This window comes from Flavimaricola marinus, from assembly GCF_900184895.1.
Taxonomy (GTDB): Bacteria; Pseudomonadota; Alphaproteobacteria; order Rhodobacterales; family Rhodobacteraceae; genus Flavimaricola; species Flavimaricola marinus.
In genome coordinates this window covers 1,315,954-1,338,568 of the sequence record NZ_FXZK01000001.1, presented here as the reverse complement: position 1 = coordinate 1,338,568, position 22,615 = coordinate 1,315,954, and the positions used below count along the sequence as shown (strand labels likewise).

General features: G+C 63.2%; 19 protein-coding genes. 13 read left to right on the top strand and 6 right to left on the bottom strand.

Annotated elements, in window-relative coordinates; translation table 11 throughout:
* Nucleotides 1-38 precede the first annotated feature (38 nt).
* Nucleotides 39-2,669, bottom strand: a complete 2,631-nt coding sequence (gene mutS / locus LOM8899_RS06475) for a DNA mismatch repair protein MutS (RefSeq protein WP_245820452.1) — start codon at nt 2,667-2,669, stop codon at nt 39-41.
* A 128-nt stretch (nt 2,670-2,797) separates the two neighbouring features.
* On the opposite strand from mutS, the gene LOM8899_RS06470 reads away from it, so the two are divergent.
* Both LOM8899_RS06470 and LOM8899_RS06465 read left to right on the top strand, forming a co-directional pair.
* The gene (locus LOM8899_RS06470; RefSeq protein WP_093991253.1) at nt 2,798-5,053 is read left to right on the top strand and encodes an NADP-dependent malic enzyme; all 2,256 of its coding nucleotides are present in this window, start codon (nt 2,798-2,800) and stop codon (nt 5,051-5,053) included.
* 69 nt (nt 5,054-5,122) lie between these two features.
* Nucleotides 5,123-6,013, top strand: coding sequence for a ribokinase (locus tag LOM8899_RS06465; RefSeq protein WP_093991252.1), 891 nt, complete (start codon nt 5,123-5,125; stop codon nt 6,011-6,013).
* A 95-nt stretch (nt 6,014-6,108) separates the two neighbouring features.
* Here LOM8899_RS06465 and msrA read toward each other — a convergent pair whose 3' ends face one another.
* Nucleotides 6,109-6,762 carry a peptide-methionine (S)-S-oxide reductase MsrA gene (gene msrA, locus LOM8899_RS06460; RefSeq protein WP_093991251.1) on the bottom strand — a complete coding sequence of 218 codons (654 nt, stop codon included), beginning with the start codon at nt 6,760-6,762 and terminating at the stop codon, nt 6,109-6,111.
* 135 nt (nt 6,763-6,897) lie between these two features.
* Between msrA and LOM8899_RS06455 the strand changes: the two genes are divergently transcribed.
* Complete coding sequence (locus tag LOM8899_RS06455; protein ID WP_093991250.1) at nt 6,898-7,797, top strand: D-amino acid aminotransferase; 900 nt, start codon at nt 6,898-6,900, stop codon at nt 7,795-7,797.
* Between the two features lie 88 nt (nt 7,798-7,885).
* Nucleotides 7,886-8,578, top strand: a complete 693-nt coding sequence (locus LOM8899_RS06450) for a sulfotransferase-like domain-containing protein (RefSeq protein ID WP_093991249.1) — start codon at nt 7,886-7,888, stop codon at nt 8,576-8,578.
* Here LOM8899_RS06450 and LOM8899_RS06445 read toward each other — a convergent pair.
* The 4 genes from LOM8899_RS06445 to LOM8899_RS06430 all read right to left on the bottom strand — a co-directional run bounded on the left by LOM8899_RS06445 (nt 8,575) and on the right by LOM8899_RS06430 (nt 11,705).
* Complete coding sequence (locus LOM8899_RS06445; RefSeq protein WP_168770477.1) at nt 8,575-9,033, bottom strand: GNAT family N-acetyltransferase; 459 nt, start codon at nt 9,031-9,033, stop codon at nt 8,575-8,577. The two genes, LOM8899_RS06450 and LOM8899_RS06445, sit on opposite strands and share 4 nt — an antisense overlap.
* Nucleotides 9,030-10,256, bottom strand: a complete 1,227-nt coding sequence (locus LOM8899_RS06440; protein ID WP_093991247.1) for an argininosuccinate synthase — start codon at nt 10,254-10,256, stop codon at nt 9,030-9,032. Before LOM8899_RS06440 ends, LOM8899_RS06445 begins: the two co-directional genes overlap by 4 nt.
* Before the next feature lie 96 nt (nt 10,257-10,352).
* Complete coding sequence (locus LOM8899_RS06435) at nt 10,353-11,141, bottom strand: GGDEF domain-containing protein (protein ID WP_168770476.1); 789 nt, start codon at nt 11,139-11,141, stop codon at nt 10,353-10,355.
* Nucleotides 11,142-11,267: 126 nt separating this feature from the next.
* A complete protein-coding gene (locus tag LOM8899_RS06430; protein WP_093991470.1) occupies nt 11,268-11,705 on the bottom strand; it encodes an NUDIX hydrolase in 438 nt (145 codons plus the stop codon).
* A 79-nt stretch (nt 11,706-11,784) separates the two neighbouring features.
* On the opposite strand from LOM8899_RS06430, the gene hslO reads away from it, so the two are divergent.
* From hslO to LOM8899_RS06385, 9 genes are all read left to right on the top strand, one after another.
* Nucleotides 11,785-12,786 (top strand): Hsp33 family molecular chaperone HslO, encoded by a 1,002-nt coding sequence (gene hslO / locus LOM8899_RS06425; RefSeq protein ID WP_093991245.1) that lies wholly within the window; start codon nt 11,785-11,787, stop codon nt 12,784-12,786.
* Nucleotides 12,783-13,385: a CoA pyrophosphatase gene (locus LOM8899_RS06420; protein ID WP_093991244.1), complete on the top strand. Its 603-nt coding sequence runs from the start codon at nt 12,783-12,785 to the stop codon at nt 13,383-13,385. Before hslO ends, LOM8899_RS06420 begins: the two co-directional genes overlap by 4 nt.
* Nucleotides 13,382-14,527, top strand: coding sequence for a CCA tRNA nucleotidyltransferase (locus LOM8899_RS06415; protein WP_245820451.1), 1,146 nt, complete (start codon nt 13,382-13,384; stop codon nt 14,525-14,527). Before LOM8899_RS06420 ends, LOM8899_RS06415 begins: the two co-directional genes overlap by 4 nt.
* Before the next feature lie 180 nt (nt 14,528-14,707).
* Entirely contained in the window at nt 14,708-16,567 is a 1,860-nt protein-coding gene (locus LOM8899_RS06410; protein WP_093991243.1) for an ABC transporter ATP-binding protein, read from the top strand.
* A gap of 4 nt (nt 16,568-16,571) precedes the next feature.
* The gene (locus tag LOM8899_RS06405; protein ID WP_245820450.1) at nt 16,572-18,437 is read left to right on the top strand and encodes an ABC transporter ATP-binding protein; all 1,866 of its coding nucleotides are present in this window, start codon (nt 16,572-16,574) and stop codon (nt 18,435-18,437) included.
* Nucleotides 18,434-20,284 carry an ABC transporter ATP-binding protein gene (locus LOM8899_RS06400; protein WP_093991242.1) on the top strand — a complete coding sequence of 617 codons (1,851 nt, stop codon included), beginning with the start codon at nt 18,434-18,436 and terminating at the stop codon, nt 20,282-20,284. Before LOM8899_RS06405 ends, LOM8899_RS06400 begins: the two co-directional genes overlap by 4 nt.
* A gap of 8 nt (nt 20,285-20,292) precedes the next feature.
* Entirely contained in the window at nt 20,293-20,802 is a 510-nt protein-coding gene (locus tag LOM8899_RS06395) for a P-loop NTPase family protein (protein ID WP_133064983.1), read from the top strand.
* Nucleotides 20,799-21,995, top strand: coding sequence for a class I SAM-dependent RNA methyltransferase (locus tag LOM8899_RS06390; RefSeq protein ID WP_093991240.1), 1,197 nt, complete (start codon nt 20,799-20,801; stop codon nt 21,993-21,995). The genes LOM8899_RS06395 and LOM8899_RS06390 overlap by 4 nt, the downstream gene beginning before the upstream one ends.
* Before the next feature lie 128 nt (nt 21,996-22,123).
* Nucleotides 22,124-22,582 carry a L,D-transpeptidase family protein gene (locus LOM8899_RS06385; protein WP_093991239.1) on the top strand — a complete coding sequence of 153 codons (459 nt, stop codon included), beginning with the start codon at nt 22,124-22,126 and terminating at the stop codon, nt 22,580-22,582.
* The last annotated feature ends 33 nt before the right edge of the window (nt 22,583-22,615 follow it).

Here is a 22,615-nt window from a genome sequence, read left to right as displayed (position 1 = left end):
CCTCCGGCGGGAGTTTTCTGCCAAGATGAAGACAGACGCTACGCCTCGTCCATGAGCGTCCGCAGTTCATAGACGAGGGCAAGCGCCTCTCTGGGGCTCAACTCGTCCGGTAGAATTCCGGCAAGTCGATCCTCGACGGCCGAAACCTTTTGGGGGGGAGCGGGCTGGACGGGCGTTGCCGAGAACAGCGGCAGATCGTCGATCAGCGCATCCTTGCGGCCACCGCCCTCGCGCTCGCCCTTTTCCAACGCCTCCAGAACGACCTTCGCCCGTTCGACGACCTGCGTCGGCAAACCGGCGAGCCGGGCGACCTGCACCCCGTAGGACCGATCCGCCGTGCCCTTGCGCACTTCGTGCAGGAAGATGACGTCGCCGTCCCACTCCTTGACCGTCACGGTGGCATTCTCCACACCGTCCAGCCGCGATGCGAGGGCGGCCATCTCGTGATAGTGGGTCGCGAAAATCGCGCGACAGCGGTTTACTTCGGCCAGATGCTCCAGCGTCGCCCAGGCGATGCTGAGGCCGTCATAGGTCGCCGTTCCACGTCCGATCTCATCAAGGATGACCAACGCCCGGTCGTCGGCCTGGTTCAGGATGGCCGCGGTTTCCACCATCTCGACCATGAAGGTCGACCGCCCCCGCGCCAGATCGTCCGACGCCCCGACCCGGCTGAAGATCTGGCTGACGATCCCGATATGCGCCTCCGAGGCCGGCACATAGCTGCCCATCTGCGCCAGTACGGCGATCAGCGCATTCTGGCGCAGAAAGGTCGATTTACCCGCCATGTTCGGACCGGTGAGCAGCCAGATCGGCGCCTCGGTCAACGCGCAATAGTTGGCGACAAACGGCGCGCCGAGCCGGGCCTGCGCCTGCTCTACCACCGGGTGCCTGCCTGCCGTCACCTCAAAGGCGCGGCTGTCGTCGATCACCGGCCGACACCAGTTTTCGCGCTGGGCCAGATCCGCCAGCGCGGCGGCAAGGTCGAATTCGGCCAAGGCCGCCGCAAGCGCGCCCAAAGGCCCGGCGGCCGCGACGATAGACTCTTTCAGGCTGGCATAGAGCCGCTTTTCGATGTCGAGCGCGTGGCCGCCCGCATTCAGAATGCGGGTCTCGATCTCGTTGAGATCGACCGTCGTGAAACGCACCTGATTGGCGGTCGTCTGCCTGTGGATAAACGTCTCGTTGAGGGGTGCGGCCATCATCTTTTCGGCATGGGTGGCCGTGGTCTCAATGAAGTAGCCCAAGACATTGTTATGCTTGATCTTCAGACTCGGCACCTCGGCCAGCGCGGCGTAGTCGGACTGCATTCCCGCGATCACGCTGCGCCCCTCGTCGCGTAGCTTGCGGGCCTCGTCCAGATCGGCGTCATATCCCGGCGCGATGAACCCGCCGTCGCGCGACAGGACCGGCGGCTCCGCGACGAGGGCCTCGCCGAGCAGATCCCGCAGATCGTCGTGACCGGTCAGGTGCCGCGCCGCGAGAGTCAGAACCGGCGGCAACTCATGGGCTTGGCAGGCGGCGTTGACCCTGTCCGCCACCTCCAGCGTGTTGCGGATGGCAGCCATGTCGCGCGGCCCGCCACGATCCAGCGCCAGTCGGGACAAGGCCCGATCCACGTCGTGAGCACCACGCAGAGCCTCGCGCAGATCCTCTCGGAATCGACCCTGTTCCAGCATGAATTGCACCGAAGCCTGCCGTTCGCCGATCACGTCGGCGCGGCAGGCAGGCGAGGCGAGCCGGCGCTCCAAGAGCCTCGCTCCGGCGGCGGTCACGGTCCGGTCGATCACCGACAGCAGCGATCCCTGCCGCCCGCCGCCCATCGCATGGGTCAGCTCCAGCGACCGGCGCGTGGTGGCGTCGATCTGCATGACCGGGCTGTCGCCTTCCTGCACCGGCGGGCGCAGCAGCGGCATGTTGCCCTTTTGGGTAATGTCGAGATACTCGACCAGCCCCGCGAGCGCCGAGATCTCGGTCCGGGTAAAGCTGCCGAACGCGTCCAGAGAGGCGACGCCATAGACGGAGCAAAGCCGCTTTTCGCCACTGGTGCTGTCAAAGGCGGTGCGGCCCAGCCCGGTCATCGCAGCACCCAGATCCGACACCACCTCGGCCAGCTCGGATTCGAGCGCCTCGGACACCAAGACCTCGCGCGGGGTCAGTCGGGCCAGTTCCGGGCCAAGCCGCATCCGGCTGCACGCCATGACAGAGACCGCGCCGGTCGAAATATCGACCCAGGCCAGCGCGCCTTCGTCCCGGATCTCGGCATAGGCGGCAAGATAGTTGTGGCGGCGGGCGTCGAGCAGGGTGTCTTCGGTCAGCGTCCCGGGGGTGACGAGGCGGACGACATCGCGGCGGACGACCGATTTCGATCCGCGTTTCTTGGCCTCCGATGGGTCTTCCATCTGCTCGCAGACGGCCACCCGGAAACCCTTGCGGATCAGCGTCAGGAAATAGCCCTCCGCGGCATGAACCGGCACGCCGCACATCGGAATATCGGCGCCGGCATGTTTGCCGCGCTTTGTCAGGGTGATGTCGAGCGCGGCGCTGGCGGCGACCGCGTCGTCAAAGAACATCTCGTAGAAATCGCCCATCCGGTAGAACAGCAAGGCGTCGGGATACCCCGCCTTGATCTCCAGAAATTGCGCCATCATTGGCGTGACGGTCTCGGTCATTTCGGCCCCCCGGCTGCGTGTCCCGGACACTAACCACCCGCTGTTAGCGACGAAAGTCGAAAACAGAGCCGTTGCAGCGAACGGTGGAACCCCGCTATCAACGCAGGGCAGTCTAGGGAGGACACCACATGACCAAGCCGCGCTTCAGCCGCGAGGATGCTCTGAATTTCCACCTAGAGCCATCGCCCGGCAAGTGGGAGATTCAGGCTACCGTCCCGATGACGACGCAGCGCGACCTGTCGCTGGCCTATTCGCCCGGCGTGGCGATCCCCTGCGAGGAAATCGCCAAGACCCCGGAGCTGGCCTATGACTATACCAACAAGGGAAACCTTGTGGCGGTGATCTCCAACGGGACGGCGGTTCTGGGGCTCGGCAATATCGGGGCGCTGGCATCAAAGCCGGTGATGGAGGGCAAGTCGGTGCTGTTCAAGCGGTTCGCCGACGTGAACTCGATCGATCTCGAGATCGACACCGAAGACCCGGATGCCTTCTGCAACGCCGTGCGGCTTCTTGGCCCCTCCTTCGGCGGGATCAACCTCGAAGATATCAAAGCGCCCGAATGCTTCATCATCGAGCAGCGGCTCAAGGAAGAGATGGACATCCCGGTCTTTCACGACGACCAGCACGGCACGGCTGTGATCTGTGCGGCGGGGCTGATCAATGCGCTGCATATCTCGGGGAAGAAGATCGAGGACGTGCGGATCGTGCTCAACGGAGCAGGGGCGGCGGGGATCGCATGCCTTGAACTGCTCAAGAGCATGGGGGCCAAGCACGACAACTGCATCATGTGCGACACCAAGGGGGTGATCTACCAAGGACGCACCGAGGGTATGAACCAGTGGAAATCGGCGCACGCGGCGCAGACAGACACCCGGACCCTGGCCGAGGCGATGGACGGGGCCGACGTGTTCCTCGGAGTATCGGCCAAAGGGGCGGTGACGCCGGAGATGGTCGAAAGGATGGCGCCGAACCCGGTGATCTTTGCAATGGCCAACCCCGATCCCGAGATCACGCCCGAAGAGGCGCACGCCGTGCGGTCCGATGCCATCGTGGCCACCGGGCGGAGCGACTATCCCAATCAGGTCAACAACGTGCTCGGCTTTCCCTACCTGTTCCGGGGGGCGCTCGATATCCATGCGCGGGCGATCAACGACGCGATGAAAATCGCCTGCGCCGAGGCTCTGGCCGAATTGGCACGCGAGGATGTGCCCGACGAGGTCGCCATGGCCTATGGGCGCAAATTGTCGTTCGGACGGGACTACATCATCCCGACGCCGTTCGATCCGCGGCTGATCCACCGGATCCCGCCCTATGTGGCGCGGGCCGGTATGGATACCGACATGGCGCGGCGGCCGATCATCGACATGGAGGGGTATGAGGAAAGCCTCAAGGTCCGGATGGACCCGACCGCCTCGATCCTGCGGGGCATTCATGCCCGGGCGCGGGCGGCGCAATCGACGATGATCTTTGCCGAGGGCGACGATCTGAGGGTGCTGCGGGCGGCGGTGGCCTACCAGCGGTCGGGCTTGGGCAAGGCGCTCGTCGTCGGGCGCGAAGCGGAGGTGGCCGAAGCGCTGACGGCCATCGGGATGCCCGACGCGGTGGCCGAGCTCGAAGTCGTCAATGCGGCGAACACAGAGCATCTGGAGACCTACAAGACCTTCCTCTACGAGCGGCTGCAACGCAAAGGGCACGACCGGCAGGACATCCACCGGTTGGCCTCGCGGGACCGGCACGTCTTTGCCGCGCTGATGCTGGCGCATGGGCATGGCGACGGGATGGTCACCGGGGCCACGCGGAAATCGGCGCATGTGCTGGAACTGCTGAACCATGTCTTCGACGCGCAGCCGTCCGATGGGGCGGTCGGCGTCAGCGTGGTGCTGCACAAGGGGCGTATCGTGCTGATCGCGGATACGCTGGTGCACGAATGGCCGGACGAGAACGATCTGGCCGACATCGCCGAACGGGGTGCCGGCGTGGCGCGCCACATGGGGCTGACCCCGCGGGTGGCGTTCCTGTCGTTCTCGACCTTTGGTTACCCGGTCTCGGAGCGGGCGACCAAGATGTACGAGGCGGCAGCGGTGCTGGACGGGCGCAACGTTGATTTCGAGTACGAAGGCGAGATGACGGTGGATGTGGCGCTGAACCCTAAGGCGCAAGAGCACTATCCGTTCAGCCGGCTCACCGGAGCGGCAAACGTGCTGGTGGTCCCGGCCCGGCATTCGGCCTCGATCTCGGTCAAGCTGATGCAGGAAATGGCAGGGGCAACGGTGATCGGGCCGATCCTGACCGGGGTCGACAAGCCGATCCAGATTTGTTCGTCGGTCTCGACCTCGAACGACATCCTCAATATGGCGATCATGGCGGCCTGCAATGTCGGCTGACGGTGGTTGCGGCGAGGTGGGAGCCTCCGGCGGGGATATTTTTGACCCAAAGAAGCAAAGGGCAGCGCGATGACCATCTGGAACCTCGGCTCGATCAATGCCGATCATGTCTATGCCGTGGACCATATCCTCGCACCGGGTGAGACCTTGGCCGCGACCGATCTGACCACCGGGTTGGGCGGCAAAGGCGCCAACATGTCCGTCGCATGCGCCCGTGCCGGCGCGCGCATCGGACATATCGGGGCGGTCGGGCCGGAGGGAGGCTGGGCCGTGGACCGGCTCACCGAGTACGGCGTCGACAACCGCTGGATCAAGCGGCTGGATGTGCCGTCCGGTCATGCCATCATCACCGTGGCTGAGGATGGTGAGAACAGCATCATCCTGTTTCCGGGAGCCAATCGTGCGCTGCCGATCGAGGCCATCCGCGCGGCGCTGGCCGAGGCAGAGGTGGGCGATTGGTTCCTCACGCAGAACGAAACGAACCTTCAGGCCGAGGCTGCCGCCCTGGCCCGCGAGATGGGGCTGAAGGTCGGCTATGCCGCAGCACCGTTCGATGCGCAGTCCGTCGCCGCGGTCCTGCCGCTGATCGACTTTCTCATCCTGAATGAGGTGGAGGCGGCGCAGCTCGAGGCGGCCACCGGCACTGCCCCCGGCGCGTTGGAGGTCAACGATGTGATTGTCACCCTCGGCGCCGATGGGGCGCGATGGTTCGACAATCGGTCCGGCACGGTCGAAGATTTCCCCGCGATCCCGGTGACCCCCGTCGACACCACAGGAGCGGGGGACACCTTCACCGGATACGTCCTCGCCGGGCTCGATCGCGGGATGCCAATGGGCCAGGCCATCGGGCTTGCGATGCGGGCTGGGGCGCTGATGGTCACGCGGCCCGGCGCGGCGGATGCGATCCCCGATCTGGCCGAAGTGCAGGCCTTTCTGCAGCCCGACCGTTCGCAGGGGTAACGTTCGGCCGCCCGCGCCGATACTGAAAATGACACCGACGCGATACCGACGTCACACCGACGGCAGACCGCACCGGTGATTCGGCCGGGTTAACGTCAGTTCAGAAAAGGTGCGTCGTCGCCCCAGATTTGGCGGACACGGGCATCCCGGCCACAGCCGTTTCGGTAGAACTCATAGGCGTTGGCCTGCGTCTTCGGACCTTGCCGTGTCACTACGATCTGGCGGCCGCGGTAATAGTCCTGATGGTAATCGTCCGCCGGATAGAAGGTGGCCGCCGGCTCGATCCGCACCGCTATACGCTGGCCAAGTTCCTGACCCGCTTGGGAAATCGCGTTCTCGGCCGACTGGCGTTGGGCCGCAGTCTCGACAAAGATCGCGGTCCTGTAGCTCTCACCCCGGTCACAGAACTGCCCCCCCGCATCCAGCGGATCGACAGACCGCAGGAATAGGTAAAGAAGCTGATCATAGGTGACGACGCTTGGATCATAGGTGATCTGCACAACCTCATAGTGCCCTGTACCGCCTGCGGTGACTTGCCGATAGGTGGGATTGGCGACGGTCCCGCCGGCAAAACCGGAAACAACCTCCGAGACCCCGGACACCTTCTCGAAATCGGCCTCGACGCACCAGAAACAGCCCCCCGCGACGACCATCGTATCGGCCTTGGCCCCGGTCGATTGCAGAACGAGGCCGGCGACAACCGCCACGCCCAGAGCTATCATTTTGAATGTATTGCGAAAATCAGACATCACAGGTCTCCTTTGTCTGATACACTGTGCCCAAAGCCCCAAACCGTGCAACGGTCCGAGCGCGCTGATCACGGCCCTTTTACCCCTTGGAACATTTCCCGCATTTGCCTAGCGTCCGCCGAAAAGGGGGATCAAATGGCCGATCACGTCACCACACACCAAGCCCACGAGGACGTCCGCAACGAGGCGATCCTGATATGGGTCAACGGGGCTCTGAAACCAAAGGCCGAGGCGATGGTCAGCGTGTACGACAGCGGCTTCATGCTGGGCGATGGGGTTTGGGAGGGGCTGCGGCTCTACCACGGCAAATGGTCGTTCCGGGAGGAACATCTCGATCGGCTCTTCGAGGCGGCCTTGGCCATCGACCTCGACATAGGTCTGACGCGAGCCGATCTCGCACAAGCCCTTGATGATACGGCGAAAGCGAACGGCATGACCCATGACGCACACGCCCGCCTGATGGTCACACGTGGGGTCAAGACGCGGCCCTTCCAGCATCCCTCCCTGAGCCGGTCAGGCCCGACCATCGTCATCATCATGGAGCACTCGCAGCCATCCATCCCGCGGCCGATCCGGCTCGCCACGGTGCCGCACCAGCGGGGCTTGCCGATGACCCAGGACCCCAAGCTCAACAGCCATTCCAAGCTCAACTGCATCCTCGCCTGCATCGCCGCGGAAAAGGCCGGCGCCGACGAGGCGCTGATGCTCGACGTTCATGGTTTTGTGAACACGACCAACGCCTGCAATTTCTTCATCGTGCGCAAGGGCGAGGTTTGGACATCGACAGGAGACTACTGCATGAACGGGATCACCCGGCAAAAGGTCATCGACCTGTGCAGAGCCAACGACATCCCTGTATTCGAACGTAATTTCAGCCTCGTCGAAACCTATGGCGCAGACGAGGCGTTCCTCACAGGGACGTTCGGAGCACAAACGCCAGTCGGCGAAATAGACGGGCGGCAAATCGGCACGGGCCAAATGGGCCCGATGACCGAACGGCTTCGCGGTCTCTACAAAAGCCTCGTCGGCGCATGACCACAGTGCTTCTTTGGGTCGAAAATATCCCACGGGGGTGCGGGGGTGTGAAACCCCCGCTCCGTCATTTCGATAAAGGAAGCAACAGATGAAAATCGCCGTGTGGTCCGGGCCACGCAATCTGTCGACAGCGATGATGTATGCCTTCGGAAACAGGGCGGATGTAACGGCTTGGGACGAGCCGTTCTATGCGTCCTACTTGCATGCCACGGGGATCATCCACCCGATGAACGACGCGATCCTCGCCGCCCAGCCGACCGATGCCATGCAGGTCATTGCCGATCTGGCCCAAACTGCCGAAACGCCGCACAGCTATTTCAAGTTGATGACGCATCACATGCTGCCGGACGTTCCGCTGGAATGGGCCAAGGATTGCATAAACGTGCACCTGATCCGACATCCCGCACGGGTGATCGCAAGCTATGGGGCAAAGCGGTCCGAGATCACGTCAAACGACATCGGCTTTCAGCGGCAGGCCGAGCTTTACGACCACTTGGGCGGCGTCGTGATCGATAGCTTTGACGTGCGGGCAAATCCACAGGGTGTGCTTGAAAGGCTCTGCGCCGCCATCGGTCTGCCATTTGATCCAGCGATGCTCAGATGGCCCGCGGGGGCGCGGCCCTATGATGGCGTATGGGCCGATCACTGGTACGGGGCGGTGCACAAATCAACGGGGTTCGCGGGCGGCGAAGGGGAATTGCCGGTGCTCGATGGACGCGACGCGGCGCTGCGCGACGCCGCCCTGCCGCACTATGAAAAGCTGGCGAAACTCAAACTCTAAAGGTCGCGGGACAGCACGGTTTCGCCGTCAACGATCAGCCCTGTCGGCTCTAGGCCAAGGCTGCGATAAAACGCCAGACCTGCGGCATTCTCGGGCACGACCGAGGTGCCGAACCTTGGATTGCCGCGCGCTCTGGCCCAATCAAAGGCAAGACCCATCGCCGCACGGCCATAGCCCTTGTTCTGATGGTCTGCCCCGATCAGCAACCGCCACAAATTGGCGGCTTCGCGATCTTCGCCTTCCATCACATAGGCATGCTCGCGAAAGTCGATCATCGCCAGCAAACCAACGATCTCATCGTCGTTGCGGATCGCAAAGACGTAGGCCCCGGTTTCATAGGGGGCCTGCGCCAGCGTGAACTCGTTGGGCGCGACCCAGCCGTCCTGTTCGGCCGTCACCTTCAGCCGGAAGAGCGGGTGTAAATCATCCCGCTCGACTGGCCGAAGGGTAATCACTTCGCCAATCTTTTGTTGCGCGAGGCCAGCAGCTTCAGGCGCAGGGCGTTCAACTGGATAAAGCCTTGCGCGTCCGTTTGATCGTAGGCGCCTGCATCGTCCTCAAAGGTCACATGTGCCTCGGAATAGAGCGAATGATCCGACCAGCGGGCAACCGTGCGAACGCTACCCTTGTAGAGCTTCACGCGAACAGTGCCGCTGACGTGTTCCTGGCTCTTGTCGATCAGGGCCTGCATCATCTCGCGCTCGGGCGAGAACCAGAAGCCGTTGTAGATCAGCTCGGCATAGCGCGGCATGATCGAATCCTTGAGGTGCCCAGAGCCGCTATCGAGCGTGATCTGCTCGATGCCGCGGTGCGCTTCCAGCAGGACGGTGCCGCCGGGGGTCTCGTAGATCCCTCGGGACTTCATGCCGACGAAACGGTTTTCGACCAGATCGAGCCGACCGACGCCGTGCTTGCCACCCAACTCATTGAGCTTGGTCAGGATCGTGGCGGGCGACATCGCCTCGCCGTTGATCGCCACCGCATCGCCGCGCTCAAAGGTGATCTCCACCATTTCGGGCGTATCTGGGGCGTCCTCCGGGGCGACGGTGCGCTGATAGACGTAATCGGGGGCCTCTTCGCCGGGGTTCTCCAGAACCTTGCCCTCGGACGAGGTGTGCAGCAGGTTGGCGTCCACGCTGAACGGGGCCTCGCCGCGCTTGTCCTTGGCGATCGGGATCTGGTGGGCTTCGGCATAGGCGAGCAGCTTGGTCCGGGACGACAGGTCCCATTCACGCCAAGGAGCGATCACCTTGATCTCGGGGTTGAGTGCATAGGCGGCCAGTTCGAACCGAACCTGATCGTTGCCCTTGCCGGTCGCGCCATGCGCCACCGCATCGGCCCCGGACTCAGCGGCAATCTCGACCAAACGCTTGGAAATCAGCGGGCGGGCGATCGACGTGCCCAAGAGATACAGGCCCTCATACAGCGCATTGGCTCGAAACATCGGGAAAACGAAATCGCGCACGAATTCCTCGCGCACGTCTTCGATGTGGATGTTCTCGGGCTTGATACCCAGCATTTCCGCCTTCTTGCGGGCGGGCTCCAGCTCTTCGCCTTGCCCAAGGTCAGCGGTGAAGGTGACGACCTCGCAGCCGTATTCCGTCTGAAGCCACTTGAGGATGATCGAGGTGTCCAAACCACCGGAATAGGCAAGGACGACTTTCTTGGGGGCGGTCATGAGCTATAGCCTTTGAATCAGGTATATTTGACGACGCGCGATACTCGGTTTCCGCCCTAGGGGCAAGGTAGACTGCTGAATGCAACGGGCGGCGGCTCAGTTCCGTGCGATTTGAATCCGGTTCCTGCCCTCGGCCTTGGCGTTGTAAAGCGCCGTGTCGCAGCGGCGATAGATCTGCCCCGATGTTTCGCCGCCGACGAAACCGCACAGGCCGGCGGAAAACCTGACAATCAGGTCCGGCTCCGAGTCGAGAAGAGGCGCTTTGCTGACCGTGTCCAAGAGGCGCTTCAGTATCCAATGGGCCTCGTCCACCGTCGTGACCGGCAAATTCAGCAGAAACTCCTCGCCGCCGACGCGGCCAAAGCTATCCTTCGGGCGGATGTTCTGGCGAACGACCTCGGCAAAGCGCATGAGGATGCGGTCGCCGGTGGGATGACCGTAATCGTCGTTGATCAGTTTGAAATGGTCCAGGTCGATCAGACAGGTGCAACCGTGGACTGGGCCATAGGCCGAACGCCCCGCCAACAGATCATCGAGACAGGCCATGATATGACGACGGTTCGACACTCCGGTCAGATCGTCTGTCTGAGATGCCTTCATGGCGATGTCCCGGTCTTGGCGCAAGGATTGCTCCGACTGAAACAGATCCGTGATCTCGACACCGACGAACAGATTCCAGCCGTTCGGCAGAACGGTTTCGCTCGCCATCAGCCAGCGGCCGTCGTGAAGGTCTGTCTCGAACCTGCGATGGGGGCTCTTGCCGCGTCGTGACGCTGCGGAACGGATCCAGTCGTCGATGTTGTCGGTGTGCAGAATGGTGCCGCGCCGCGCCGGACATGGCGAGCGCCTCAAGTAGCTGAATAGTCGGTTCGTCGACTTCGCCAACAAGCGTTCCGATCCAGTTGCGCACATTCTCCAAACCCACCGCACCTCTCAAAGATTTGGCCGCCCTTTCGCGGCCTGCCTAATCTGTAAAGATAATGGAGAAACTCTCGAAAGTCGTTAATGAATTCACAGAACTGCTTGTTCCAAGAAGGCTTTATCTCCCTCATTGTACAAGAAATCGCGGGCGGCTTCGGGCTGCAGCCACAGGGCGGAATGGTCTGGCTCGATCGGCGGGCCAAGCCGCCGAACCGGGCGAGCCACATAGATGGTGCACAGCTTTTCCGCCCAAAGATCGTATTCCGGCATGAAGGTGAATCGACGAAAGGCCCCGATGCGGCGGGGGGCGGCGATGCTCCAGCCGGTCTCTTCAAAGACCTCGCGATGAAGCGCTGCGATAGGGTGCTCGCCGGGATCGATCCCGCCGCCAGGCAATTGGATTTCGGCGGTTTCAGCCTCCTGCAGCGTGCACAGAACCATTCCGTCTCGCGGCAGAACGGCATAGACGCCGGGGCGCATTTTGTAGCGTCGACCGGTTTGCGGTGGCGTGCCATACCGTTTGATCATATCTGCCACCCCCTTGGTGCTGCGCTGGACGACCCTATATGGACGCGGTATGCCAACTCCGACCTTGTAAGGAAAGACCATGACCCTTGGCGCTCGTATAGCCTGGGACGATACCGTCCTGCCATTCCAACTCGACCGGTCCGATATTCGTGGCCGGGTGGCCCGTCTCGACGGTGTTCTGGACAATGTGTTGGCACAGCACAACTACCCCCCGGTGATCGAAAGCCTCGTCGCCGAGATGGCTTTGCTCACCGCGTTGATCGGGCAAACCGTGAAACTGCGCTGGAAGCTGTCGCTTCAGGTGCGCGGCGATGGTCCTGCGCGCCTGATCGCCACCGACTACTACGGTCCGACTGCCGACGGGAAGCCGGCTCAGATCCGGGCCTATGCCAGCTACGACGCCGAACGGCTCGATCTGTTGGCCGATCCGTTCAGCCAGATCGGCAAAGGCTATTTCGCAATCCTGATCGATCAGGGCGAGGGCAACACACCCTACCAGGGGATCACGCCGATTGCCGGCGGGTCGCTGTCGGCCTGTGCGGAAACCTACTTCGCCCAATCCGAGCAACTGCCGACGCGGTTCTCGCTCTCGCATGGCCGGTCGCAGCTGCCGGGCGAGGGTGAAACCTGGCGTGCAGGCGGCGTCATGCTGCAACACATGCCGAAGGCGTCGCCCTTTGCCAAAGACGGCCCGTCCGGCGAAGACGGCTTGCTCGATGCCAGCGATGTGCTCGACGAGGAAGAAGGCGAGAACTGGAACCGCGCCAACGTTCTTCTCGATACCGTCGAGGAGATGGAGCTGATCGGCCCCACCGTGCAGCCGACCGAGCTTCTGGTGAGGTTGTTCCACGAGGAAGGCCCGCGGGTCTTTGACCCTCAGCCTGTCGTGTTCGGCTGTTCCTGCTCCGAGGATAAGGTTCGGCAAAGCCTGTCGATCTACTCCGCCAAGGACATCGGCCACATGACGACCGAAGAAGGCACCGTCACCGCGGACTGTCAGTTCTGTGGCGCGCACTATGTTCTCGATCCCAAATCCGTCGGGTTCGAGGCCGAGAACGCCGCCAGCGACGGGGCCGAATGACACGGCCTGACGCCATCGAAAACGTCGCCCGGGCGCTTGCGCTTCCGGGCGACACCTCGTCCGATTTCGATCTCAATCCAGGCCTGATCCTTCCAGAAGGACGCAAGCTGCGGCCCGCCGGCGTGCTCTGTGCGCTTCAGCAGGGGCGGGATGGAGTCGATGTGATCCTGACCAAACGGTCGGCCCGTCTGAAACATCACCCCGGGCAGATCGCCTTTCCGGGCGGCAAGCAAGACCCCGGCGACGCCGATCCCATCGCCGCCGCGCTGCGCGAAGCCGACGAGGAAATCGGCCTGCACCCCGACAGAGTCGAAGTGCTTGGCACTTTGCCGACCCACGAAACGGTCACCAGCTTTGTCGTGACGCCGGTCATCGGCTTCGTCCGAGAGCCGTTCGACGAACGCGCCGAGGCGGGCGAGGTGGCCGAGATTTTCCGAGTGCCGCTGAGCCACGTCACCAACCCGGCCAATTTCCGGGTCGAGGGGCGGCGCTGGCAGGGGCGGAAGCGTTATTATTACACCGTGCCTTTCGGGCCGTATTACATCTGGGGCGCAACGGCGCGCATGTTGCGGGCTCTGGCCGAGCGTGTGGCGCGGTGACCAAGATCGACGCACCCTTCGTGGCCGAGGCAGGCAAGGTGATGGCGATGCTGACGGAGGCTGGCCATCAGGCTTGGTTCGTCGGCGGATGCGTCCGGAATGCGCTGCTCGGCGCTCCCGTCAGCGATATCGACATCACGACCGACGCCCGCCCCGACGATGTCATGACGCTGGCAAAGTCGGCGGGGCTCAAGGCGCTTCCCACCGGGATCGACCACGGCACAGTGACGGTCATCGACGCAGGAAAGCCCTACGAGATCACCACATTTCGGCGCGACGTGGACACCGACGGGCGGCACGCGACCGTCCAGTTCTCCGACACCATCGCAGAAGACGCAGCCCGGCGCGATTTCACCATGAACGCGCTCTATGCCGGGCCGGATGGAACCGTTGCCGATCCGTTGGGCGGACTGGCGGACCTACAGGCGCGGCACGTCCGGTTCATCGGTGACGCCGAGGCCCGGATCGCAGAGGATTACCTGCGTATTCTGAGGTTCTTCCGGTTCACCGCGATCTACGGCAACCCTGATGACGGGATCGACGCCGAAGGGCTGGCGGCCTGCGCGAGCGGGCTCGACGGGTTGGAGCATGTCTCGGCGGAACGGATCGGTGCCGAGATGCGCAAGCTCCTGGGCGCGCGCGATCCCGCACCGTCAATGGCATCGATGCGGTCCTGCGGGGCCTTGCTGCGGATATTGCCGGGGGCGGGGACCGGGCTTCTCACCGTGCTCATCCATGTCGAACGCACTGCCGCGCTCGCGCCGGACTGGCTCCGGCGACTGGCGGCGTTGGGGGTCGACGACGCGACCGACGCCTTGAGGTTGAGCCGGGCAGAGAGCCGACAGTTCGAAATCCTTCGCAACGGCCTGCAAGGCACCGAAACGCCCGGCGAGTTGGGGTATCGACGTGGTGGGAAACTGGCCGTCGATATCCTCGCTCTGCGCGCCGCAGCGTCAGAGCGGACACTGGTCCATACAGTGGTGGCAGAGGCGCTCGCCGGGGCGGAGAAAAGCTGCCCCGTCACGGCGAAAGACCTGATGCCGACGCTATCCGGCAAGGCGCTGGGCGACCGGCTGAAACAGGTCGAATCCCGCTGGATCGCCTCGGGATTTACCCTCACCAAAGAGGCGCTGCTGAAGTGACCCGCATTTTGCGGGGTGACAGAATGGCGTTCTTGGGGTAAATCCCTCAAACCCAATGAGGAGACGCAATATGGATAACAGGGTTCTACTCCGAGCGATTTAATCGGTCTGATCCTGTTATGGCGGACCGAATGTCCGCCTTCACCTATTGCCATTCACGCTCAACCGGAGCGCCTCATTATGTTTCGTTTCTTTGAAAACCTTGTCGATCCTTATGTTGCCTATGAGGAAAACCATACCCCGCCAGCGACGCTGTTCGCGTTCCTGAAAAGCTATGCCCAGCCGTTCAAAAAGGTGTTCGTGGTCACCGGGATCAGCTCGGCGATCGTGGCGCTGATCGAAATCTGGCTGATCGCCTATATGGGGCGGCTGACGGATATGTTGTCGGACACGACGGCGACCGCCTTCTGGGCCGATCACAAGGTCGAGCTGATCCTCGTGGCTGTGTTCATCCTGACCTTGCGGCCCGCTCTGCAGGTGCTTCAGGTCGGCCTGCTCAACAACTCGATCCTGCCCAATTTCGGCACGCTTGTGCGGTGGCGGGCGCATCGGCATGTGCTGCGGCAGTCCGTCGGCTGGTTCGAGAACGACTTTGCCGGACGGATCGCCAATCGGATCATGCAAACCCCGCCCGCCGCCGGCGAGGTGGTGTTTCAACTGTTCGACGCGATCGCCTTTGCCATCGTCTATCTCATCGGGGCTGCGGTGCTCTTGGGCGATGCAGACCCGCGTCTGATCGTTCCGATGATGCTGTGGCTCGTGCCCTACCTGTTGCTCGTGCGGTGGGTGATCAAACGGATCGGACCCGCCTCCGAGGCGGCGTCCAACGCCCGTAGCGCGGTGACAGGGCGTGTGGTCGACAGCTACACCAACATCCACTCGGTCAAGATGTTCGCACACCACGACCGCGAGGTGGACTATGCCAAGGAAGCCATCGAAGAAGCCCGGAAGACCTTTCAGGTCGAGATGCGGCTCTACACGATCATGGACTTCGCGCTTGTTCTGCTGAACGGCTTGCTGATCGTGCTCGTTGTCGGGCTGTCGCTGATCCTCTGGATGGGTGGCACGGCCACTGTCGGCGTGGTCGTCGCGGCGACGGCTCTGGCGCTGCGGCTCAACGCCATGTCGGGCTGGATCATGTGGGCGGTGTCGAATTTCTTTCGGGAACTGGGGGTCGTGTCCGAGGGGATGCAAACCATCGCCCAGCCGATCACGCTGATCGATGCGGCGCAGGCCAAACCGCTCTTGGCGGGCCCGGGGCAAATCCGGATCAGCGATCTGAGCCATCACTACGGCAAGGACACCGGCGGTCTGCACGCGATCAACCTGACCATCCCGGCAGGCCAGAAAGTCGGCCTGGTCGGGGCGTCCGGGGCCGGCAAATCGACGCTCGTCAAGCTGCTCCTGCGGTTCTACGACGCGGAAACCGGCCGGATCGAGATCGACGGCCAAGACATCTCGATGCTGACGCAGGACAGCCTGCGCGGTGCCATCGGCATGGTTCAGCAAGACAGCGCCTTGCTGCACCGGTCGGTGCGCGAGAACCTGCTCTATGGGCGGCCGGATGCAACCGAAGACGAGATGATCGCCGCCGCGGTCAGGGCCGAGGCGCATGACTTCATCCAGACGCTGGAGGACAGCGACGGCCGCACGGGCTATGACGCACGGGTCGGCGAGCGCGGGATCAAGCTCTCCGGCGGGCAACGGCAGCGGATCGCGCTGGCGCGGGTGATCCTTAAAGACGCGCCGATCCTGCTCTTGGACGAGGCGACATCGGCGCTCGACAGTGAGGTCGAAGCCGCGATCCTCAATACGCTCTACGGCATGATGCAGGGCAAGACCGTGATCGCCATCGCGCACCGGCTCTCCACCATCGCGCAGATGGACCGGATCGTCGTGATGGCGGACGGACGGATCGTCGAGGACGGAAGCCATCAGGACCTGCTTTCTCAGGATGGCATCTACGCCCGGTTCTGGGCGCGGCAGTCTGGCGGATTTCTGGGCGATGACGGCTCCGGTGTCGCGTCGGCGGCGGAGTAGGGCGATGCACTATATCAAACGGATATTCGTCTGGATCGAAGGTCTGGTCGATCCCTTCGCCCCATACCACGAGAGCACGCCCGACGCGCGACCCCTTCGCTTTGCCCTGTCGCATCTCCGGCCGTTCAAGACGGTCATCGCGATTGCCGGTGTGGCCGGGGCCGTCGTTGCGGTGCTGGAACTTGGCCTGATCTGGTATGCAGGGCGGCTGGTCGATCTGATGAGCGCCGGCCCGGCGACATTCTGGGGTGACTACGGGGGCGAGGTCCTGTTGGCCGCGATCTTCCTGCTGTTGCTGCGCCCGTTTGCCGTGGGTTTGAACGCGATGATACTCTTTGCGGGGATCTCGACAAACATGCTGCCGCAAGTCCGCTGGCGGGCGCATCGGCACCTGCTGGGCCAGGCCGTCGGCTTCTTTCAGAACGACTTCGCAGGCAGGCTGTCAAACCGGGTGCTCAACACCGGCGTCGCCGTCGAAGACAGCGCCTTTCTCGCGTTCGAAGCCTTCTGGCAGGCTGCGATCTTTGCCGTGTTCACGCTGATCCTGCTGACCGGCATGGATTGGCGACTTGCCGTGCCGATGGCGTTCTGGATCTTGGCGTTTGTCGGCTTTGTGCTGTGGTTCGCGCCAAAGGCGGGCAAGACGGCGGAAACGCTTAGCCACCGCAACAGCCTTGTGACCGGGCGGGTGGTGGACAGCTACACCAACATCGAAACGGTCAAGCTCTTTGCCCACGCCGAACGGGAACAGGCCTTTGCCAAAAGCGCGATGCGGCGGCACCGGCTGCGGTTCGGTGCGCTCATGCGCTTGTTCGCGATGCAGCAGGGGGCGATGGCGATCTTCAACTCGGCCGCCATGCTGATGGTCGTCGGGCCCGCCCTGTGGCTCTGGTCGGCGGGGCACCTGTCGATTGGCGAAGTCGCCGCCGCTGTGGCGATGGCGCTCAGGCTCAACACCATGACCGGCTGGATCATGTGGATGACCGTGCGGGTGTTCGAGCACTTCGGCACGATCCGTGAAGGGTTGGAAAGCATCGCCGTGCCGCAAACGGTGATCGACAGACCCGGCGCGCCGGCGCTGACGGTGAGCAACGGGCAGATCGACTATCAGGGGCTGAGCCATCACTACGGCAAGGGCTCCGGCGGCCTTGACGGGATCGACCTCACGGTCAAGGGCGGCGAACGGATCGGACTCGTCGGGCCGTCCGGGGCGGGCAAATCCTCGCTGGTCAACCTGCTGTTGCGGTTCCGCGATGTAGAGACGGGACGGATTCTGATCGACGGGCAGGATATCGCGGGCGTCCAGCAAGACAGCCTTCGCGCCGCCATCGGCATGGTCACGCAGGACAGCTCGCTTCTGCATCGGTCGGTGCGGGACAACATCCTGTATGGCCAGCCCATCGCCACCGAAGAACAGATGATCGCCGCCGCCCGAAAGGCCGAGGCGCATGACTTCATCCTCACGCTGCAAGACCCCCAGGGGCGGACCGGTTACGACGCCCATGTTGGAGAGCGGGGGGTCAAGCTCTCGGGCGGTCAACGGCAGCGGATCGCGCTGGCGCGGGTGATCCTCAAGGACGCACCGATCCTCGTGCTGGACGAGGCGACTTCGGCGCTCGATTCCGAGGTCGAGGCCGCGATCCAGTCGACGCTCTACGGGATGATGGAAGGAAAAACCGTCATTGCCATTGCACACCGGCTCTCTACCATTGCAAAAATGGACCGTATCATTGTGCTGGACGCTGGCCGCATCGTCGAGGCGGGGCCACATGATGATCTTTTGGCGAAAGACGGCATCTATGCCCGGTTTTGGAACCGCCAGTCAGGTGGTTTCATCCGAGTCGATGCGACTTCGGAGGCAAGCGCGTGAGAACCACAGAACTGATAGACCCTTTCCAGCCCGCGGAAGGGCCGCCGCCACGCACTCTGTGGCGGTTCTTTGCGTGGTGTCTGTCGGGTGCGGGCTGGTTTCTGGCGGCGTCCGGTCTGATCGCCGCACTCGCCGGCATGACCGAGGTTCTGGCTGCACTCGCGCTGGGCTGGGTGATCGACGCCACCGATCTGAGCGCACCGGAGGTATTCTGGTCTGAACAGATCTGGCTCGTTCTGGGCTGTGCCATCCTGTTTCTCGCGATCCGGCCGATTGCGCTGTCCGGATCGTCGGCGATGAACACCATCGTGCTGCAACCTAACCTTGCGCCCCTGGTGCTGTCAAAGCTGCACCGTTGGACGATGGGGCACTCGATCAGCTTCTTTGACAGCGATTTTGCCGGGCGGATCGCGCAAAAGCAGATGCAGGTGTCGAGCGCGGTGACCGAGGTCACCTCGGAATTCGTGAACACCCTCTGTTTTGCGTTGGCATCGCTCATCGGCTCCACGATCCTGCTGCTGTCGATCGACTGGCGGGTGGCTTTGGGGTTCGGGCTTTGGGTGCTGGCCTATCTCTATTTGATCACATGGTTCCTGCCGCGGATCCGCAAACGGGCCAAGGCACGGGCGAATGCGCGGGCCAACCTGTCGGGGCAAGTGGTCGATACCATCACCAACATGAAGACGGTCAAGCTCTTTGCGCACGCCGAACACGAGGATCAGGCCGCCCTTGGCGCGATGGAGATCTTCCGGCTCAAGGCCGCCGACATGGGCGTGCTCAACGCATGGTTCCGGCTGGCGCTGATGACGCTGGCAGGGTTGATCCCGGTGATGATGCTCGGCGGCACGCTGATCCTGTGGCGGCAGGGTCAGGCCACCGCGGGCGACATCGCCGCCGCCGGTGCTATCGCCTTGCGGATCGGTCAGATGACCGGCTGGGTCAGCTTTACCCTGATGTCGATCTACTCGAACCTCGGCGAAGTTGAAGACGGCATGGTCACGCTCACCCCGCCGCACGGGCTGGTCGACGATCCGAATGCCAAGCCGCTCGACGTGACGAATGGCGAAGTCGTCTTCGACAATGTCACCTTTGCCTATGGGCAGAAGATCGGTGGCATCAAGGACATCAATCTGAGGATCGCGCCCGGTGAACGGCTCGGGATCGTCGGGGCCTCTGGCGCGGGGAAATCCACGCTGGTGAGCACGCTCTTGCGTTTGCACGACACCGAGACCGGCTCGATCAGCATCGATGGGCAGGATTTGCGTGGCGTTACGCAGGAAAGCCTGCGGCGTCAGATCGGGATGGTCACGCAAGAGACCGCCATGTTCAACCGCACCGCACGGGACAACATTCTCTACGGGCGGCCCGAGGCCACCGAAGAGGAATTGATCAACGCGGCAAAGCGGGCCGAGGCGCACGGCTTCATCAAGTCGCTCACCGATTTCGGCAAGCGGGTCGGCTATGATGCTTATCTCGGTGAACGAGGCGTCAAGCTCTCCGGCGGACAGCGGCAGCGGATCGCTCTTGCCCGCGCGCTGCTCAAGGACGCGCCCATTCTGGTGCTGGACGAAGCCACGTCGGCGCTCGATTCCGAGGTCGAGGCGTCGATCCAGACGGCGCTTGAGGCCGCGATGGAGGGCAAGACCGTTATCGCCATCGCGCACCGCCTGTCGACCATCGCCAGCATGGACCGGATCGTCGTGCTCGACGCCGGACGGATCGTCGAAGAAGGCAGCCACGACGAACTGCTCGCCCAAGGCGGACTTTATGCCCGCTATTGGAACCGGCAGTCGGGTGGATTCCTGTCGACCGATGACGATCTCGAAAGCCAATCCGCCGCGGAATGAACCGGATCATGGTCATAGGTGCGCCCGGCTCCGGGAAGTCGACGCTTGCCCGGAATCTGGGGGCCGTGACCGGCCTGCCGGTGCACCATATGGACCATATCCACCACATGCCGGGCTGGGTCGAGCGGCCCAAAGCGGAAAAGCTGACGATGGCCCGCGCCGTCGAGAAGTCCCCCGAATGGATCTTTGAAGGCGGCTTGTCGGAAACCTACGACAGTCGCGCCGCACGGGCCGACCTTGTGGTGTTTCTCGATCTGGGTGTCGTCACTCGGCTCTGGCGGGTGATGAAGCGGATCTGGCGCTATTACGGAACCGTCCGGCCGGACATGTCACCGGGGTGTCCCGAACAATTCGCACCTGAATTCCTCTGGTGGATCGTCACGACCGCCACAAAGAACCGCGCCCGTGACGCAGCCTTCATTGCCGGGCTTCCGGCGGAAAAGACATTGACCCTACGCAATCAAACGCAGATTGACGCCCTTGTCGCGCAACTCTCGCCGCAAAAGGCCAGCACATGAAAATCGAGACCCTCACGCATCACGGCATGGGCCGGGCCACCGACGGCAGCCTGATCGCGCGGACGCTTCAGGGCGAAGAGGTCGAGGTGCAGGCAGACGGCTCCGTGCGCATCCTGACGCCGTCGGCAGACAGGGTCGCGGCGCCATGTCGGCACTACAAATCATGTGGTGGTTGTGCCGTGCAGCACGCGCGCGACGACTACGTCGCCGCTTGGAAGATCGGGATCGTGGCCAAGGCTCTGTCAGGGCAAGGGATCGAAACCGACATCGCCGGGATCACCACATCGCCGGCGCAATCGAGGCGTCGGGCGCGGCTGTCCGGGCGGCGAACCAAAAAGGGTGCACTGGTCGGCTTCCATGCCCGCGCCTCGGACACGCTTGTCGCGGTGCCGGACTGTCAGCTGCTGTTGCCGGAACTGACCGCGCTGATCCCGACGCTCGAAGAGCTGACGGTCATCGCCGCATCCCGCAAGGCCGAGGTCAACTTCATCGTCACCCACAGCCTCGCGGGGCCGGACGTGGCGGTGCTGACGGAAAAGCCGCTGACCTCCGGGCTTCGGATCGAACTGGCGGCCTTTGCTCAAAACCACGGCCTCGCGCGGCTGGTCTGGAATGACGAGCCGGTCGTGACCCTGCAACCACCGGCCCAGAAATTCGGCCGGGCGCATGTGGTGCCGCCGCCCGGCGCTTTTCTGCAAGCCACGGCCCATGCCGAAGCGGCGCTCGTGGCCGAGGTCAAACGGATCACCAAGGGGGCCGACCGGATCGTCGACCTGTTTTCCGGCTGCGGCACCTTCGCGCTGCCGCTGGCCGAAACGGCCGAGGTCCACGCCGTGGAATCCGAAGCGGCCATGCTTAAAGCGCTCGATGCGGGCTGGCGGGTCGCCACCGGGCTCAAGCGGGTCAGCACCGAAACGCGGGACCTGTTCCGGCGGCCGCTCCTGCCTGACGAACTGACGAAATTCGACGCAGCCGTCATCGACCCGCCGCGTGCCGGCGCCGAATCGCAAATGGGAGAGCTGGCTCAAGGCGGCCCGTCCGTCGTGGCGATGGTGTCGTGCAACCCCGTCACCTTTGCGCGCGATGCCCGAATTCTGATCAGCTCCGGATACGCCATGCAGCCGGTGCAGGTGGTCGACCAATTCCGCTGGTCAAATCACGTCGAAGTTGTTGCCGCGTTCACGCGGTCTTGACGAAACCGTGTTAGGGAACGCTAGCTGGATCGCGCGAAACACAGTATAGCGACTGAGTATTTCTTTCTTTGGGGCAGACTTCGGTGACAAAGTTTACCAGGCGGTTTCTCTTGTTGGGTGGCGTCTCAATGATCGCGGCCTGTGGGTCGTCGGATCCCCGGTTCCTGACCTATCGCGGGCCGGACGTGACGAGTGTGCTGGTCTACAAGGGTCAGCGGAAGATGCAGTTGATGCACAACAACACCATGCTCAAGAGCTATCGGTTCGAGCTTGGCTTTGCGCCCACCGGGCACAAGCGGATCGAGGGCGACGGGCGCACGCCCGAGGGGCAATACTGGATCGACCGACGCAACCCGAACAGCCGCTTTCACCTGTCGCTGGGCATTTCCTACCCGAATGCCAATGATAGAGCGGTGGCGCAGTCGATGGGGATGCCGCCCGGTGGGGACATCTTCATCCACGGAACACCCGACCGCTACCGCGGGCAGGACGATTGGACGTGGGGGTGTATCGCCGTTAGTAATAGAGAGATCGAAGAGATCTACTCGATGGTGCGTGACGGGACACCGATCTACATCTGGGCCTGACCACATCGCACGACGAGCCGCAGCGAAAGGCAG

Excerpts from the sequence above, each read along its gene's own strand:
- LOM8899_RS06465 (WP_093991252.1), top strand. The coding sequence starts at position 5,123 with ATGACCATCTGGAACCTCGGCTCGATCAATGCCGATCATGTCTATGCC.
- LOM8899_RS06430 (WP_093991470.1), bottom strand. The coding sequence starts at position 11,705 with ATGATCAAACGGTATGGCACGCCACCGCAAACCGGTCGACGCTACAAA.
- LOM8899_RS06395 (WP_133064983.1), top strand. The coding sequence starts at position 20,293 with ATGGTCATAGGTGCGCCCGGCTCCGGGAAGTCGACGCTTGCCCGGAAT.
- LOM8899_RS06440 (WP_093991247.1), bottom strand. The coding sequence starts at position 10,256 with ATGACCGCCCCCAAGAAAGTCGTCCTTGCCTATTCCGGTGGTTTGGAC.
- LOM8899_RS06385 (WP_093991239.1), top strand. The coding sequence starts at position 22,124 with ATGATCGCGGCCTGTGGGTCGTCGGATCCCCGGTTCCTGACCTATCGC.
- mutS (WP_245820452.1), bottom strand. The coding sequence starts at position 2,669 with ATGACCGAGACCGTCACGCCAATGATGGCGCAATTTCTGGAGATCAAG.
- LOM8899_RS06470 (WP_093991253.1), top strand. The coding sequence starts at position 2,798 with ATGACCAAGCCGCGCTTCAGCCGCGAGGATGCTCTGAATTTCCACCTA.
- hslO (WP_093991245.1), top strand. The coding sequence starts at position 11,785 with ATGACCCTTGGCGCTCGTATAGCCTGGGACGATACCGTCCTGCCATTC.
- LOM8899_RS06450 (WP_093991249.1), top strand. The coding sequence starts at position 7,886 with ATGAAAATCGCCGTGTGGTCCGGGCCACGCAATCTGTCGACAGCGATG.
- LOM8899_RS06410 (WP_093991243.1), top strand. The coding sequence starts at position 14,708 with ATGTTTCGTTTCTTTGAAAACCTTGTCGATCCTTATGTTGCCTATGAG.
- LOM8899_RS06390 (WP_093991240.1), top strand. The coding sequence starts at position 20,799 with ATGAAAATCGAGACCCTCACGCATCACGGCATGGGCCGGGCCACCGAC.
- LOM8899_RS06405 (WP_245820450.1), top strand. The coding sequence starts at position 16,572 with ATGCACTATATCAAACGGATATTCGTCTGGATCGAAGGTCTGGTCGAT.
- LOM8899_RS06455 (WP_093991250.1), top strand. The coding sequence starts at position 6,898 with ATGGCCGATCACGTCACCACACACCAAGCCCACGAGGACGTCCGCAAC.
- LOM8899_RS06420 (WP_093991244.1), top strand. The coding sequence starts at position 12,783 with ATGACACGGCCTGACGCCATCGAAAACGTCGCCCGGGCGCTTGCGCTT.
- msrA (WP_093991251.1), bottom strand. The coding sequence starts at position 6,762 with ATGTCTGATTTTCGCAATACATTCAAAATGATAGCTCTGGGCGTGGCG.